The organism is Streptomyces sp. NRRL F-6492, assembly GCF_001280125.1.
GTDB lineage: Bacteria > Actinomycetota > Actinomycetes > Streptomycetales > Streptomycetaceae > Streptomyces.
The window spans coordinates 17,789-33,843 of the sequence record NZ_LGEG01000263.1 but is presented as its reverse complement, the minus strand read 5'-3'; the positions used below and the strand labels follow the sequence as shown (position 1 = coordinate 33,843).

The 16,055-nt window shown below is 76.2% G+C and carries 10 protein-coding genes and 2 pseudogenes; 9 read left to right on the top strand and 3 right to left on the bottom strand.

Annotation, left to right across the window (positions count from 1 at the left end; translation table 11 throughout):
- Positions 1–38: 38 nt before the first annotated feature.
- The 9 genes and pseudogenes from ADL08_RS38550 to ADL08_RS30805 form a co-directional block, all read left to right on the top strand.
- A pseudogene (locus tag ADL08_RS38550) lies at positions 39–89 on the top strand (hypothetical protein); the annotation flags it as partial.
- Positions 90–145: 56 nt separating this feature from the next.
- Positions 146–1,028, top strand: a pseudogene (locus tag ADL08_RS38545) (tetratricopeptide repeat protein); the annotation flags it as partial.
- Between the two features lie 2 nt (positions 1,029–1,030).
- Positions 1,031–2,344, top strand: coding sequence for a PP2C family serine/threonine-protein phosphatase (locus ADL08_RS30835; protein ID WP_053648810.1), 1,314 nt, complete (start codon positions 1,031–1,033; stop codon positions 2,342–2,344).
- Between the two features lie 55 nt (positions 2,345–2,399).
- Positions 2,400–3,728, top strand: a complete 1,329-nt coding sequence (locus ADL08_RS30830; protein ID WP_053648807.1) for a VWA domain-containing protein — start codon at positions 2,400–2,402, stop codon at positions 3,726–3,728.
- 41 nt (positions 3,729–3,769) lie between these two features.
- Complete coding sequence (locus ADL08_RS30825; protein ID WP_053648805.1) at positions 3,770–5,278, top strand: FHA domain-containing protein; 1,509 nt, start codon at positions 3,770–3,772, stop codon at positions 5,276–5,278.
- Positions 5,279–5,350: 72 nt separating this feature from the next.
- A complete protein-coding gene (locus ADL08_RS30820) occupies positions 5,351–5,755 on the top strand; it encodes a globin (RefSeq protein WP_053648803.1) in 405 nt (134 codons plus the stop codon).
- A gap of 204 nt (positions 5,756–5,959) precedes the next feature.
- Positions 5,960–9,313 (top strand): ABC transporter permease, encoded by a 3,354-nt coding sequence (locus tag ADL08_RS30815; protein WP_053648801.1) that lies wholly within the window; start codon positions 5,960–5,962, stop codon positions 9,311–9,313.
- Positions 9,313–12,285 carry an FtsX-like permease family protein gene (locus tag ADL08_RS30810; protein ID WP_234352326.1) on the top strand — a complete coding sequence of 991 codons (2,973 nt, stop codon included), beginning with the start codon at positions 9,313–9,315 and terminating at the stop codon, positions 12,283–12,285. Before ADL08_RS30815 ends, ADL08_RS30810 begins: the two co-directional genes overlap by 1 nt.
- The gene (locus ADL08_RS30805) at positions 12,282–13,277 is read left to right on the top strand and encodes an ABC transporter ATP-binding protein (RefSeq protein ID WP_053648799.1); all 996 of its coding nucleotides are present in this window, start codon (positions 12,282–12,284) and stop codon (positions 13,275–13,277) included. The genes ADL08_RS30810 and ADL08_RS30805 overlap by 4 nt, the downstream gene beginning before the upstream one ends.
- Positions 13,278–13,289: 12 nt before the next feature.
- Here ADL08_RS30805 and ADL08_RS30800 read toward each other — a convergent pair whose 3' ends face one another.
- Genes ADL08_RS30800 through ettA form a run of 3 tightly spaced genes read right to left on the bottom strand, consistent with a single transcriptional unit; the run spans position 13,290 to position 16,055 of the window.
- Positions 13,290–13,961, bottom strand: coding sequence for a hypothetical protein (locus ADL08_RS30800; protein WP_053648797.1), 672 nt, complete (start codon positions 13,959–13,961; stop codon positions 13,290–13,292).
- A complete protein-coding gene (locus ADL08_RS30795; protein ID WP_053648794.1) occupies positions 13,958–14,383 on the bottom strand; it encodes an acyl-CoA thioesterase in 426 nt (141 codons plus the stop codon). Before ADL08_RS30795 ends, ADL08_RS30800 begins: the two co-directional genes overlap by 4 nt.
- A 7-nt stretch (positions 14,384–14,390) precedes the next feature.
- The gene (gene ettA / locus ADL08_RS30790; protein WP_053648792.1) at positions 14,391–16,055 is read right to left on the bottom strand and encodes an energy-dependent translational throttle protein EttA; all 1,665 of its coding nucleotides are present in this window, start codon (positions 16,053–16,055) and stop codon (positions 14,391–14,393) included.

Sequence of the window (16,055 nt, the reverse complement as noted above, 5' to 3'; positions counted from 1 at the left end):
TCGGCCAGCTCGACAACGCCGCCGAGTACTACCGCCTGGTGTGGGCCACCGACCCCGGCTTCGTCAGCGCGGCCTTCGGGCTCGCCCGGGTGCGGCTGGGGGCCGGCGACCGCCCCCGAGCCCTACCGCCCCTGGAGCCCGTGCCCGGGGGGGCGATCCCAACGCCGGTTTCCTGTCCGGTCTGGTGGCCGCCGCGCCGGTCGAGCTGCTCGGGGCGCTCCAGGCCGCGCCCGCGCCCTCCGTCGAGCTGCGGCTCCGCACCCTGCGGGCCGAGCTGGAGCTGCGCGACCTGCCGGCCGCCGCCCGGACCCTCGCGGGCCTGGAGGAGCGGGACGCGGACGACTGGCGGGTCGTCTGGTACCGGGGCGTCGCCTCCCTGGTGACCGGGGACCACGAGCACGCGGCGCTCGCCTTCGACGCGGTGTACGACGCCTTCCCCGGCGAGCCGGCGCCGAAGCTGGCCCTGGGGATCTGCGCCGAGGTCCTCGGCCAGCTTCGGCCAGCTCGACAACGCCGCCGAGTACTACCGCCTGGTGTGGGCCACCGACCCCGGCTTCGTCAGCGCGGCCTTCGGGCTCGCCCGGGTGCGGCTGGCGGCGGGCGACCGCACCGGAGCCGTACGGACGCTGGAGTCCGTGCCCGGGGCGTCGATCCACTACACGGCGGCCCGGGTCGCGGCCGTGCGGGCGCGGCTGCGGCGGCGCCCGCCGTCCGAGCCGCTCGGCGACGACCTGACGGCGGCCGCGGCGCAGGTCTCGGCGCTCCAGGGCTTCGGGCTGGACGCGGTGCGCCGGGAGCGGTTGTCGACGGAGGTCCTCGGAACGGCCCTCGACTGGGTACTCTCCGGGAGTCCCGGTGCGGCACCGGGCGGCGGCGCGCTGCTGCTCGGGAGCGAACTGGACGAGCGCGGACTGCGCTTCGGCCTCGAACGCTCGTACCGGGTGCTGGCCCGGCTCGCCCAGCAGGGCGGGGAAAGGATCGAACTGGTGGAGCGGGCCAACCGCTTCCGCCCCCGGACGTGGGTGTGAGGATGTCCCAGAAGCCGAAGCCGTCGCACGGACTCGCCGCCTGCCCGGGCTGCGCGGAGCCGCTGGAGTCGGGTGACCGGTTCTGCGGGGCGTGCGGCTACGACCTGTCGGCCGTCCCGGCCGCCGAGACCGGCCCCGACCGCCCGACCGTGGCGATCGGGACCCCGGTGAACTGGCCGGACGCCCCGCCCCGCGAGCCCGGTTCGCTCTCGACCGTGACCCAGCACCCCGGCGACCTGCCGGGCACCGACTCCGGCGGCCACGACCTGCCGCCGGCAACGGCTCCCGCCCCCGCCGGGGACTTCGAGCTGGCCGCGCCCGACCCCCGGGCCGCCGTACGGGTCGACGACCCGGCGCCGGCCCCCGTACCGGCACCGGACCCGGCCCCGGGGCCGGAGGCGGGGCACGCCGCCGGGCTCTGCGTGGCCTGCCGGGCCGGGCGGGTGGACACCGACGGGTACTGCGAGAACTGCGGGCACGCGCAGCCCCGCGAGCGGGACCACATGGAGCGGGAGCTCGCCGGCGTGGCCGCCGTCAGCGACCGGGGGCTGCGCCACCACCGCAACGAGGACGCGTTCGCCGTCTCCGCGACCACCCTGCCCGACGGCTCCCCCGCCACCGTCGCCGTCGTCTGCGACGGCGTCTCCTCGGCGACCCGCCCCGACGAGGCCTCCGCCGCCGCCGCCGAGGCGGCCGGCGCCTCGCTGCTCGCCGCGCTGCCCCGGGGCACGCATCCGCAGCAGGCCATGCACGAGGCGATCGTCGCCGCCTCCGAGGCCGTCAACTCGCTGGCGGAGAAGGCGGCGGACGGCGAGCCCCACCGCAACGCGCCCGCGTGCACCATCGTCGGCTCCGTCGTCGCGGACGGCCTGCTCGTCGTCGGCTGGATCGGCGACAGCCGCGCCTACTGGGTGCCGGACGACCGCGCCGCCCCGGCCGCCCGGCTCACCGAGGACGACTCGTGGGCCGCGCAGATGGTCGCGGCGGGCCTGATGAACGAGGCCGAGGCGTACGCGGACGAGCGCGCCCACGCGATCACCGGCTGGCTCGGCGCCGACGCGTACGAACTGGACCCGCACACCGCCGCGTTCAAGCCGGACCGTTCCGGCGTGGTGGTGGTCTGCACGGACGGCCTGTGGAACTACGCGGAGGGCCCCGGCGACATGGCCCGGGTCGTCCCGCCCGACGCGGCGGAGCGCCCGCTGCACGGCGCCCGGGTCCTGGTCGGGCACGCCCTGGACGGCGGGGGCCACGACAACATCACGGTCGCGCTCGTCCCGTTCGCCGTACCTCCCCAGGGGGCGGGACCCGCCTGAGCGGCCGCCGGTCCCGTCCCTCCACCCCACCGCCGTTGTCCGAGGAGCCGAACAGATGGCGAACTTCTCCAAGTCGACCGTGCCCCAGTTCTCGGTGGACGTGTACCAGAACGAGTTCCTGCCGGAGGGCGGCAGGGACGTCAGCGCGATCGTCACGGTCACCTCGACCGGCGGCGGCACCGGCGGCGCGGCCGGGATCGCGGGCGGCCACGGCGCGGCCGGCGTCGTGATCATGGTCGACTGCTCCGGCTCGATGGACTACCCGGCCGCCAAGATGCGCGGGGCGCGGGAGGCGACCGCCGCCGCCGTCGACACCCTGCGCGACGGCACCTCCTTCGCCGTCGTCGCCGGCACCCACGTGGCCAAGGAGGTCTACCCGGGGGACGGGCGGCTCGCCGTCGCCGACGCCCGCACCCGGGGCGAGGCCAAGGAGGCGCTGCGCCGGCTCTCCGCGGGCGGCGGCACGGCGATCGGCACCTGGCTGCGCCTCGCGGACCGGCTGCTCTCCTCCGCCGACCTCACCATCCGGCACGGCATCCTGCTCACCGACGGGCGCAACGAGCACGAGTCCCCCGAGGAGCTGCGGGCCGCGCTCGACGCCTGCGCGGGCCGGTTCACCTGCGACGCGCGCGGCGTCGGCACCGACTGGGAGGTCAAGGAGGTCACCGGGATCGCCTCGGCGCTCCTCGGCACCGCCGACATCGTCGCCGACCCGGCCGGTCTCGCGGCCGACTTCACGGCGATGATGGAGCAGGCGATGGGCAAGGGCGTGGCAGACGTCGCGCTGCGCCTGTGGACCCCGGTCGGGGTCGAGATCGTCTTCGTGAAGCAGGTGGCGCCCGCGGTCGAGGACCTCACCGGGCGGCGCACGGAGGCGGGGCCGCGCGCCGGGGACTACCCGACGGGCTCGTGGGGCGACGAGTCCCGCGACTACCACGTGAGCGTGCGGGTGCCGCGGGCCGCCGTCGGCCAGGAGATGCTCGCCGCCCGGGTCTCCCTGATCGCCCCGGACCCGGCGGGCGGCGACGCCCGCCCGCTGTCTCAAGGGCTGGTACGGGCGGTGTGGACGGACGACCTGGCGATGTCGACGTCGATCAACCCGCAGGTGGCGCACTACACGGGCCAGGCCGAGCTGGCGGACGCCATCCAGCAGGGACTGGATGCCCGCAAATCGGGCGATCACGACGGCGCGACGGCCAAACTGGGGCGTGCCGTGCAGCTCGCGGCGGCCTCCGGCAACGCGGATACGGCGAAACTGCTTTCGAAGGTGGTCGACGTGGTCGACGCGGTGGCGGGTACTGTGCGTTTGAAGGCGAAGGTCGCCGAAGCGGACGAGATGACACTCGAGACCCGCTCCACGAAGACCGTTCGCGTCAAGAGGTAGCCCGGCCAGCGGGCCGGACGACGAGAGGGGGAAGCACCGACATGCCGACCTGCCCGAACGGACACCAGTCGGTCTCCGACGACTGGTGCGAGGTCTGCGGCCATCGCATGGCCGGGGCGGGTGCGCCGACGGGTGCCGTACCGCCGCCTCCCCCGCCGCCGCCCCCCGCGTACGGATACCCCGGCCCCGGCGGGCCGGGCGGTCCCGGTGGTCCCGGCCGGCCCCCGGCGGGTCCTCCGCCGGGCGCGCCCGGCGGTCCGGGCGGCCACGGCGGTCCGGGCGGCCACGGCGGTCCGGGGGCCCACGGCGGTCCGAACGGACCCGGTGCCTTCGACGGACCCGGTGCTTTCGACGGTCCCGGCGCGTACGGCGGGCCGGGCGGCCCCGGTGCCCCCGTCGGTCCCGGTGCCCCCTCCGCTCCCGGCGGCTTCGGCCCCGGCGGCGATCCGAACGCCACGGCCCAGGCGGAGCTGTGCCCGCAGTGCCGTACGCCGCGCGAGCACATGGCGCCGTTCTGCGAGGAGTGCCGCTGGAACTTCCTCACGAACACGGCGACCTCGTACACGCCGGTGGCCCCCTCCAACCTCCCGCCGCGCCAGCCCGGGCCGCCGCCCGGCCTGAACCTGCCGCCGGGCTTCCAGACCTCGCCGCCGGGCGCCCCGCAGCAGTCGGACCCGTTCGGCTACCAGGGCTCGCGGCCCTCGCAGGTGAACCGGCCGGCGGAGCCGCTGGGCGCCGAGCCCACCCACCACCAGGCCCCGCCGCAGCAGCAGCGCCCGCAGGCGCCCCAGCAGCAGCCGTCGCAGCACCAGCAGCCGGCGCCGCCGCCGTACCTCCAGGCGCCCGCCCAGGCCCCGGCGCCGCCCGCGCCGCCGCAGCCGCGCGCGGACGACGACTGGCTCCTGCCGCCGCCGTCGCAGCACCAGCCGCCGCAGGCGCCCCCGCAGCAGGCCCAGCCGCCGCAGGCTCCTCCGCGGCAGGCTCCTCCGCACCAGGCCCCGCCGCCCCCGCCGCAGCACCAGGGACCGCCGCAGCCCCCCGCGCACCAGGGTCCCCCGCCGCAGCAGCAGCACCAGGCCCCCCAGCCGCCTCCGCAGCAGCACCAGGCCCCGCCGCCGCAGCAGTTCCAGCCGCCGCAGGCGCCCCGGAACTGGAGCGCGGTCGTCGGTCCGGACCGCGCGTACTTCATGGCGATGATGCAGCGCAGCGGCCCGGAGGCCACGGGCCTGAACCTGCCCGCGTACTCCCCGGACAAGCACGTGCCGCTCCAGGGCAACCAGATCTCCATCGGCCGCCGCCGGCACTCCACCGGCGAGTCCCCCGACATCGACCTGTCGGTGCCGCCGGAGGACCCGGGCGTCTCGCACCAGCACGCGGTCCTGGTGCAGCAGCCGGACGGCTCGTGGGCGGTGGTGGACCAGAACTCCACCAACGGCACCACGATCAACGGCGGCGAGGAGCCGATCCAGCCCTACGTCCCCGTCCAGCTCAAGGACGGCGACCGGGTGCACGTCGGCGCCTGGACCACGATCACGATCCGCGTGGACTGACCCCGCGAGGGGGCCGGGGGCCGGAGTCCTGGACCTCCGGTCCTCGGCCGGGGCATCTGAGACGATGGAGCGGTGAGCGAGATTCCCGGGGACACCGCACAGGAGCAGACCTTCTACGAGCAGGTCGGCGGCGAGGAGACGTTCCGCCGTCTCGTCCACCGCTTCTACGAGGGCGTCGCGGAGGACCCGCTGCTGCGCCCGATGTACCCCGAGGAGGACCTCGGCCCCGCCGAGGAGCGCTTCGCCCTCTTCCTCATCCAGTACTGGGGCGGGCCCCGCACCTACAGCGACCGCCGGGGCCACCCCCGCCTCCGGATGCGCCACGCCCCCTTCGCCGTGGACCGGGCCGCGCACGACGCCTGGCTCCGCCACATGCGGACCGCCCTGGACGAGCTCGGTCTGGCGCCCGCGTACGAGGCGGAGCTCTGGCGGTACTTCACCTATGCCGCCGCCTCGATGGTGAACACGGCCGGCTGACCCCGCGGGCGCGTCCGGTCGGTTCCGCCGCACGGACGGGCACATTCCGGAGCCGGAACACCGGATAACGGTCACGATCGGATCAAGGTCGGCCCGCAAGCGGTTTCCAGCCGTGCGTGCACTCTGAAAGCATCCGGGAGGGGTCCGGAGGCGTTCGGAAAGCGTTCGACACGCGGACCGTGATCAGGGTGGCCAGGGGGACGGGTGACGGGGTTCGTATTTCTGCGTGTCAGGGCGCACCGGCTGCTGCTCGCCGCCGCGCTGCTCTCCGTGCTCCTGACCACCTCGGTGCTCGCCACCCTCGCCGCCTTCTCCGGCGCGATCGGGGACGCCGCGCTCCAGGCGGGCCTGCGGGGCAGGTCCGCGGCCGCCGCCTCGCTGCTCGTCGTCGGCCAGGTGCCCGCCGAGAGGCGGGCCGGTGCCGACGCCGCCGTCCGCGACGGGATGCGGGCGTCCTTCGACGGACTGCCGGTGACCGTGCGGCGGCTCGAACGCTCGGGGTCGTACGCCCTGCCCCGGAGCCTGCGGTCCGCCGCCGCCCGCCAGGGCGACCCCGACCTCACCCGCTTCGCCGCGCTCGACCGCTCGCGGCTCTCCCTCGTCCGGGGCTCCTGGCCCTCGGCCGCCCGAACCGGCGGCACGGTCGAGACGGCGCTGCCCGAGGAGGCGGCCCGGCGCCTGAAGGCCGGCCCCGGCACCGTCCTCGACCTCACCGACCGGCTCACCGAGAAGCGGGTGAAGGCCCGGATCACCGGGGTCTACCGGCCCGTGGACACCTCCGACCTCTACTGGCGGCTCGACCCGGCGGGCGGCCGGGGCGTGCGGACGGTCGCGTTCACGACGTACGAGCCGCTGCTCGTCGACCCGGCCGTCCTCGCCTCCGGGGCGCTGAGCCGCGGCGACACCTCCTGGCTCGGCACCGCCGACTTCACCGGCTTCACCACGGACCGGATGGACGCCCTGCGCGCCGCCGCGACCGAGGGCCCGAAGGCCCTGGCCGAGAACCGGACCGCGTTCGGCGCGACGGTCTCGGCGACCACCGCGCTGCCCGCCGTCCTGGACCGGACCGAACGGGCCCTGCTCGTCTCCCGCTCCACCCTGCTGATCGTCGCCGTGCAGCTGGTGCTGCTCGCCGCGTACGCGCTGCTGCTGGTCGCCCGGCTGCTCAGCACCGAGCGCTCCGGCGAGACGGCGCTGCTGCGGGCGCGCGGCGGCTCGCGGCGCCGGATCGCCGGGCTCGCCGCCGCCGAGGCGCTGCTGCTCGCCCTGCCTGCGGCGCTCGCGGCCCCGCTCCTGTCCGGCCCGCTGACCGGGCTCTTCGCCGAGCGGTCCGCGCTCTCCTCGCTCGGGGTGCGGCTCGACACCTCGCCCTCGCTCCCGGTGTGGCTGGTGGCCGCCGTGGTGGCGCTGTGCTGCGCGGCGGCCGTCGTGGCGCCCGCGCTGGCCGCCGGGGACGGCGCGGCCGTCTCGCTGCGCGAGGCACGCTCGGCCTCGCTGCCCGGCCCGGTGCGGGCCGGGGCGGACCTCGGTCTGCTCGCCGTCGCCGCCGTCGCCTACTGGCAGCTCCAGCGGCCCGCCGCCGCGGGCGGCACCCTGGGCGCGGACGGGGACGGCGGGGGCTCGATCGACCCGGTGCTCGTCGCCGCGCCCGCCCTCGCCCTGCTCGCCGGGACCGTCCTGACGCTGCGGCTGCTGCCGCCCGCCGCCAAGCTGGCCGAGCGGCGCGCGGCCGGCGGGCGCGGGCTCTCCGCCGCCCTCGCCGGCTGGCAGTTCAGCCGCCGGCCGCTGCGGGGCGCGGGCCCCGTCCTCCTGCTCGTCCTCGCCGTGGCGATGGGCATGCTGGCCATCGGGCAGAGCGGCTCGTGGGAGCGTTCGCAGCGCGACCAGGCCGACTTCCGGACCGGGACGGACGTCCGCGTCCTGAGCCCCGGCCCCGGCGAGCCCACGCGGACCGAGCGGCTCGGCGCCGTGCCGGGCGTCGCGGCCGTGGCGCCCGTGCACCGCACCGCCATGGACGTGTCCGGCCGGAACGCCACCGTCCTCGCCGTCGACACCCGGAACGCCGCGAACGGCCTGCTGCTGCGCCCCGACCTCGCCGGCACCACGGCCCCGGCCCTGCTCGCCCCGCTGGCCCCGGCGGCCGGCCACCGCCCCGGCCTCGCGCTGACCGCCGGGATCCGGACGCTCGCCGTGGACCTGCGGGCCGCCGCGCCGGAGGGCAGCGGGGCCTCCCGGGTCACGGCCGTCCTGGAGGACCCGAGCGGCGTCCCGTACCGGCAGACCCTGGGCACGCTGCCCTCCGACGACCGCGTCCACCGGCTGGTCCTCGACCTCGGCGCCCTCACCGCCGTGCCCGGCGGCGACGCCGGCCGCGGCTCCGGCGGCCTGCTCACCCTCACCGGCCTGGAGTTCGACGGCGGGATCGCCGCGGGCCCGCACCACGTCCGCACCGTCCGCGTCGAGGGCCTCGCCACCACCGGGGCGGACGGCGGCACGCGGACGTCCTCCCCCGCGAAGGTCCTCGACGGCTGGTCGTCCGGCGTCGAGCAGACCGAGAGCGACGCGGGACGGAGGAGCGGTACGGCGGGCGGCGCCCCCGGCCCGGCCGGGCCCGGCGGATCCGCGCCGTACTCCGTCTCGTTCGGGGTGCGGGGCGCCGGGGCCGGCGACCTCCGCGCGAGGCCGGAGGAGTACACCCTGCGGATGGCGGCGCCCGCGCCGAAGCCGCCCGAGCGGCTGCCGGCCGTGGCCACCGGGGCCTTCATGACGGCGGCCGGCGCCGAGCCCGGCGACACCGTCGAGGTCACCCTCGACGGCCTGCGGGTCCCCGTCGTCGTCGACCGGGTGGTCGAGGAGCTGCCGACCACGGGCCCGACGGCCTCCGCGGGCGCGTCCGTGACCACCCCCGCGGACGGCGGCGCGGTCCTCCTCGACCTGGTCGCCGTCAACCGGTACCTGGCCGGGTCCGGCGACGGGACCCTGTCCGTGCCGGCCACCGAGTGGTGGCTGACCACCGCCCCGGGGAGGACGGCCGAGGTCGCCGCCGCCCTGCGGGCCCGCCCCGACGCGGACCCGGCCCAGGTCCTCGTACGCGACGAGGTCGCCGCCGAACTCCTCGGCGACCCGCTCGGCGCGGGCTCCGACGCGGCCCTGATGGCGGTGGCCGCGGCCGCCGCCGCGCTCGCCGCCGTCGGCTTCGCGGTCGGCTCGGCCGGCGCGATGCGGGAACGGTCCGCCGAGTTCGGGATACTGCGGGCGCTCGGGACGCCGCAGCGGCGGCTCGCCCGGCTGATCGCCGCCGAACAGGGGCTGCTCATCGGCATCGGCCTGCTCGTCGGCATCGGGCTCGGCACGGTCCTGGCCCGGGCGGTCGTCCCGCTCGTCGTCCTCACCGGCCAGGCCGCCCGGCCCGTCCCGCCGGTCCTGGTGGAACTCCCGCTCGGCCAGGTCGCCCTGCTGATCGCCGGAGTCGCCGCGCTCCCCCTGGCCATCGTCGCCACGATCGCCCTGCGCCGCACGGACCCGGTCGTGACCCTGCGCCACCAGGGGGCGAGCTGATGCCGGCGCACGACGGGCACGGGACGCCGGACGGGGTCCGGGGCCCCGACGAGACATCCGCCGTCCCGGACAGGGGCGGCGCCGACGAACCCGACGTACGCAGGAAGGCCCCCGACATGCCGCCCTCCCGGCCCGACGAGCCTTCCGAGCGCGGCCGCCCCTCCGGGACCGGGCATCCCGCGCCGCCCGGCAGGCCCGCCCCCGTCGTGGCCCCCTGGGTGCGGACCCGGTTGCGGACCGCGCCCCGGGCCGCCGCTGCGCTCGCGCTGCTCGTCCTGGTCACCGCCTACCTCGCGGCGGCGCTGCCGCGGGCGGTCGACCGGTACGAGACCGAGGGCCTCCGGCACGACGTCGCGTCCGCCGCGCCCCGCGACAGCGTCCTCGAACTGAACGCGACGCTGCCCGTCGCCACCCCGGCCGAGTACGGGGCGAACCTGACCTCCGCGGCCCTGCGGAAGCGGGGCGACGCGCTGCGGGCCCTGCTGCCCGACCCGATCCGGACCGACCCGGCGCAGGCCGTCCACGGCGTCCGCACGATCGACCGGGTCGAGGGGCTCGACCCCTGGCTGCCCCGGCCCGACGGGCTCTCCCCGCAGTTCGTGCTCTCCTCGCCCTCCGACCTGTCCCACCACGCGACGCTCCGGCAGGGCCGGCCCGCCGGGGGCACCGCCCTCCGTCCGGAGGCGGTCGTGACCGCGAGGACCGCCGAGGCCCTGCGCCTGAAGCCCGGCTCGGTCGTGCACGTGCCGAGCCGGAGCGGCGAGCCGCTCGCCGTCACGGTCACCGGCGTCGTGGAGCCGCGCGGCCCCGAGACCGCCTACTGGGCGGTGGAGCCGCTGCTGCGGGCGCCCACGCTCGCCCCGCTGGTCGAGGAGGAGGTGAAGTACTACTGGCAGGCGGCCCTGCTCCTCTCCCCCTCCTCGGCGTCCTCGGTGCTCGCCACCGTCGGCGAGAAGGAGGTCTTCTTCCGGTTCGTGCCGACGGCCGGCCACCTCACCGGACGGGACACCGACCGGCTCTCCGCCGCCCTCGCCTCCGCCGGCGGCGGCCCCGGCCTGGTCAGGATGCGCGAGGCCATGGGCGGCAGCGGCGCCCTCACCACCGGTCTCGACGAGATCGTCGACGCGTACCGCTCGATGCGCGACGCGATCGCCCCGGTCGTGGCCGTCGCCGTCTTCGGGACCGGCGCGGTCGCGGCCGTCGTCCTCGCCATGACCGGCGGCCTCTTCACCGCCCGCCGCGACGGCGAACTCGCGCTGCTCCGCTCCCGGGGCGCCTCCCTCACCGGCATCGGGCTGCGGCTGCTCGGCGAGACCTCGGCGGTCGCCGTGCCGGCCGCCGCGCTCGCCCTGGGCCTCGCGGTCGTGACGGTCCGTCCGCCCGGCGGAGGGCCGGGAGCGGCCGACGGGATCCCCCTCGGCCCCTCCCTCCTCGCCGCCTCCGCCGTCGCCCTGGTCGCGATGCTCGTCCTGCCGCTGCGGGCGGTCGTCCTGCACCGGCGCCCCCGGCTGCACGGCGGCCGCGACGACCTGCTGACCGCGCGCCCCTCCCGGCGCCGCACGGTCCTCGAACTCACCCTGCTCGTCCTGGCCGTGGGCGCGGTCGCCTCGCTGCGGCTGCGCGGCGCGGGCGACTCCGGCGACCACCTGGTGAGCGCCGCCCCCGTCCTGGTCGGCCTGATCGCCGCCGTGGTGCTCGTACGGGTCTATCCGCTGCCGCTGCGGTGGCTGGCCCGCCCGGCCCGCCGGCTGCGCGGGGCCGTCGGCCCGCTGGCCCTGGCCCGCGCCGGCCGCTCGTCCTCGACCGGCACGCTCCCGCTGCTCGCCCTCGTCCTCGCGCTGACCACGGCGGCCTTCGGCGGTTCCGTCCTCGCGGGCGTCGCCGACGCCCGCGACCGGGCCGCGCTCCTGGCGACCGGTGCGGACGCCCGGATCGACGGCTCGGTCGAGTGGACCCCGCTGCCGGCGGGCCTCGCCGAGGACGTGCGCGGCACGGCGGGGGTGCGGGACCTGGCGCCGGTGCAGATCGAGTACGGGGTGGACCTGCCGTCCCACGAGGGCACCACCGCCCGGGCGATGAGCGCGCCGCTGGTGGGCGTCGACCCCGCCTCGTACACCCGGCTGGCGAAGCGGACCGGCTTCGGCGCGTTCCCGGCGGAGCTGCTGGCCTCGACGGGGAAGGGCGGGGAGGGCGCCGTGGCCGACACCGGGCGGGTGCTGCCCGCGATCGCCTCGCCGTCGGTGGCCGAGCGGCTCGGCCGCGAGCCGATGGAGGTCGTGGCGGCGGCCGGGACGTTCAAGGTGAAGGTGGTCGGCGTCCGGCCGGCCACCCCGGCCCTGCCCGGCGAGGACTTCCTCCTCGTCAACGGCGCCGACCTCACCCGCCGGGCGGCCACCGCGCTGCTCGTCACGGGACCGGTGGACGGGGCCGCGCTGCGGGGCGCCGTGCGGGAGCGGTCGGACGCCTTCGTGGTGAGGCTGCGGAGCGAGGAGCGGGCCACGTACGTGGACTCGCCGCTCCAGACGGGCGCCGAGCGGAGCTACCTGGGCGCGATCGGCGCGGGCGCCGGCTACGCCGTGGTGGCCGTGCTGCTCTCGCTCGCGCAGGGCGCGCCGGAGCGGAACGCCCTGCTCGCCCGGCTACGGACGATGGGCCTGACCAGGCGGCAGGGGCGGCGGCTGCTCGGTCTGGAGGCGCTGCCGCAGGCGGTCCTCGCCGCGCTCGGCGGCGCGCTCGCGGGCTGGGCGACGGTGCCGCTGCTCGCGCCGGGCATCGACCTGTTCCGGTTGGCGCTCGCGACGGCCCCGGGCCTCGCCCGGCTCGACGGCGCCCCGCTGCGGGCGGACCCGTGGTCGCTGCTCGTCCCGGCGCTCGCCGTCGTGCTCCTGACGGGGCTGGCGGCGGCCGGACAGGCCTGGTGGGCGGGGCGCAGGAGCTCGATCAAGGAACTCAGGGCGGGAGACGCGCGATGACGAAGACCGGGATCCGGGACGGGGCCGGGGCGGCGGAGGCCGGAGCGGCCGGGGCCGCGACCCTCGAAGAGCTGGAGCGGCGGGCGACGGCACGGCGCGACCGGCCCTCGTACGGTCACGACGCCCTCATCGCCTGCGACCGGCTCGTCCGCATCTTCACCACGGACGGGGTGGAGGTGCAGGCGCTCCAGGGCCTCGACCTCCTGGTGAAGGAGGGCGAGCTGATGGCCCTGGTCGGCGCGTCGGGCTCCGGCAAGTCGACGCTGATGAACATCCTGGCGGGCCTGGACGTGCCGACCGCCGGCGCGGCCCGGGTCGCGGGGTGCGACCTGCTCGCGATGGACGGCGGGGCGCGGCTGCGCTACCGGCGCGAGGTCGTCGGCTTCGTCTGGCAGCAGACCGCCCGCAACCTGTTCCCCTATCTGACGGCCGCGCAGAACGTGGCGCTGCCCATGCAGTTGCGGGGCGGGTCGAAGGCGCGGCGGAAGACGGAGCGGGCGGAGGAGCTGCTCGCGATGCTGGGCATCGCGGAGATCCGCGACCGCCGGCCGCACCAGCTCTCCGGCGGCCAGCAGCAGCGGGTGGCCATCGCGGTGGCCCTGGCCAACAACCCGGCCGTGCTCCTCGCCGACGAGCCGACCGGCGAGCTGGACTCGGCCACCGGCGAGCAGGTCTTCGCGGCCTTCCGCCGTGCCAACGAGGAGCTGGGCACGACGATCGTGATCGTCACGCACGACCAGGCGGTCGCCTCCGAGGTGCGCCGCACGGTCGCCATCCGCGACGGCCGCACCTCCTCGGAGGTCCTGCGCCGCACGGAGGTCGACGACCAGGGCCAGGAGTCGCTGGTGGCCCGGGAGTACGCGATGCTCGACCGCGCGGGCCGCCTCCAGCTCCCGGCGGAGTACACCAAGGCGCTCGGCATGGAGCACCGGGTGGCCCTGGAGCTGGAGCAGGACCACATCGGCGTCTGGCCGGACGACGCGGAGCGCTGAGGGCCGGGGCGGTCAGCGCCCCGGGGCCACCGGCAGCGCCATCGGTACGGTGCGGAGGGCGACGGAGCCGTACGGGGTGCGCAGCCGCAGCCACGGGCCCGAGGCGAACAGGGCGACCGGGCCCTCCTCCGTCCCGGCGGGCGGCAGGAAGCCGAGGGACTGGGCGGCGTGGACGGCCCGCAGGGGCAGTCCGGTGGCGCCGAGGGTCCTGGTCCAGATCTCGCGGCCGATCCGGTCGCGCTCGGTCCGGGTGCGCCGCTCCTCGGGCAGTGCCTCGTCCCGCGTGCGGAACTCGGCGACGGCCGCCGCGACCGCGCCCCGCATCTCGGCGGCGCCGGGGAGGCCCTCGACCGGCCGCCAGCCGGAGCGCGGCGGCAGCACGCCCGCCCAGGGCGGCCCGGTCACGGCGCCGGGGACGACCGCCTTGCCCGCCGTCTCCTCGATGCCGTCGAGGAGTTCGCCGGCGGAGACGGTGACGTCGAGGTCCACGGCGTCGACGAGCCGGGCCGTGCGGATCGCGAGCACCTCGAAGGACGGCGGCCGTCCGAAGACGGCCAGCGCCCCGCCGCCCGCCTGGAGGCGGACGGCGGCGGCCCGGTCGTAGTGGACGAGCCGGGTGAGGAAGGCGGCGAGGGCCGCCGCCTCCCGGGCGTCGGCGAAGTGCAGCGGCGCGAGGACGGTCATGCGGCGGCGGTCATCCCGTCGTCCACGTACTCCTCCAGGAAGGAGCGCTCCTCGGCGGTGATCCGCCGGGGCCGCTGCGCCTCCAGGTCGAAGGGCACGACGACCGTGGACGCCCGTACGTACACCGTGTCGGGGTCCTTGATCTCGTACGCGATCGTCAGCGACGCCGCGCCTATCTTCGTGACCCACGACTCGACGGTCACCGGCTCGTGCCGGTGGACCAGCGGTCGCACGTAGTCGATCTCGTGCCGGGCCACGACGGACCCGCCGGAGAACGAGGGGGAGCCGTTCCCCGGCGCCAGGCGGAACATGAAGTCGATCCGCGCCTCTTCCAGGTACCGCAGGAAGACGACGTTGTTGACGTGCCCGAAGGCGTCCATGTCCGACCAGCGCAGGGGGCAGCTGTAGATGTGCCTCGCCATGGGTCCGTCAGCCCCGGGTCAGCTTCTTGTGGGTGGCGCGGTGCGGACGGGTCGCGTCCGGGCCGAGCCGCTCGACCTTGTTCTTCTCGTACGACTCGAAGTTGCCCTCGAACCAGAACCACTTGGAGTCGCCCTCGTACGCCAGGATGTGCGTGGCGACCCGGTCGAGGAACCAGCGGTCGTGGGAGACGACCACGGCGCAGCCGGGGAAGTCGAGGAGCGCGTTCTCCAGGGAGGACAGGGTCTCGACGTCGAGGTCGTTGGTGGGCTCGTCGAGGAGCAGCAGGTTGCCGCCCTGCTTGAGGGTGAGCGCGAGGTTGAGGCGGTTGCGCTCGCCTCCGGAGAGCACGCCGGCCGGCTTCTGCTGGTCCGGGCCCTTGAAGCCGAACGCGGAGACGTAGGCGCGGGACGGCATCTCGACCTGGCCGACGTTGATGTAGTCGAGCTCGTCGGAGACGACGGCCCACAGCGTCTTCTTCGGGTCGATGTTGGAGCGGCCCTGGTCGACGTAGGAGATCTTGACGGTCTCGCCGACGCGGATGTCTCCGGAGTCGGGCTTCTCGAAGCCCTGGATCATCTTGAAGAGCGTGGTCTTGCCGGCGCCGTTCGGGCCGATGATGCCGACGATGCCGTTGCGCGGCAGGGTGAAGCTGAGGTCGTCGATGAGGACCTTGTCGCCGAAGGCCTTGGAGAGGTTGTTGACCTCGACGACGACGGAGCCCAGGCGCGGGCCCGGCGGGATCTGGATCTCCTCGAAGTCCAGCTTCCGCATCTTGTCGGCCTCGGCGGCCATCTCCTCGTAGCGGGCGAGGCGGGCCTTGGACTTGGCCTGGCGGCCCTTGGCGTTGGAGCGGACCCACTCCAGCTCTTCCTTGAGGCGCTTCTGGCGCTTCTCGTCCTTGCGGCCCTCGACCTTGAGGCGCTCGGCCTTCTTCTCCAGGTAGGTCGAGTAGTTGCCCTCGTACGGGTGGGCGCGGCCGCGGTCGAGCTCCAGGATCCACTCGGCGACGTTGTCGAGGAAGTACCGGTCGTGGGTGATGGCCACGACGGTGCCCTTGTACTGGGCCAGGTGCTGCTCCAGCCAGTTCACGGACTCGGCGTCGAGGTGGTTGGTGGGCTCGTCGAGCAGCAGGAGGTCGGGGGCCTCCAGGAGCAGCTTGCAGAGCGCGACGCGGCGCTTCTCGCCACCGGAGAGGTTGCCGACGGGCCAGTCGCCGGGCGGGCAGCCCAGGGCGTCCATGGCCTGCTCCAGCTGGGCGTCGAGGTCCCACGCGTTGGCGTGGTCCAGGTCGTCCTGGAGCTTGCCCATCTCCTCCATGAGCTCGTCGGTGTAGTTCGTCGCCATCTCCTCGGCGATCGCGTTGAACCGGTTGAGCTTGCCCTTGACCTCGGCGACGCCGTCCTCGACGTTCTCCAGGACCGTCTTGGACTCGTCGAGCTTCGGCTCCTGCATGAGGATGCCGACGGAGTATCCGGGCGACAGGAAGGCATCGCCGTTGGAGGGCTGCTCCAGGCCGGCCATGATCTTCAGCACGGTGGACTTACCGGCGCCGTTCGGGCCGACCACACCGATCTTCGCACCGGGCAGGAAGCTCAGCGTCACGTCATCGAGGATGACCTTGTCGCCGTGCGCCTTGCGCGTCTTGCGCATGGTGTAGATGTACTCAGCCAA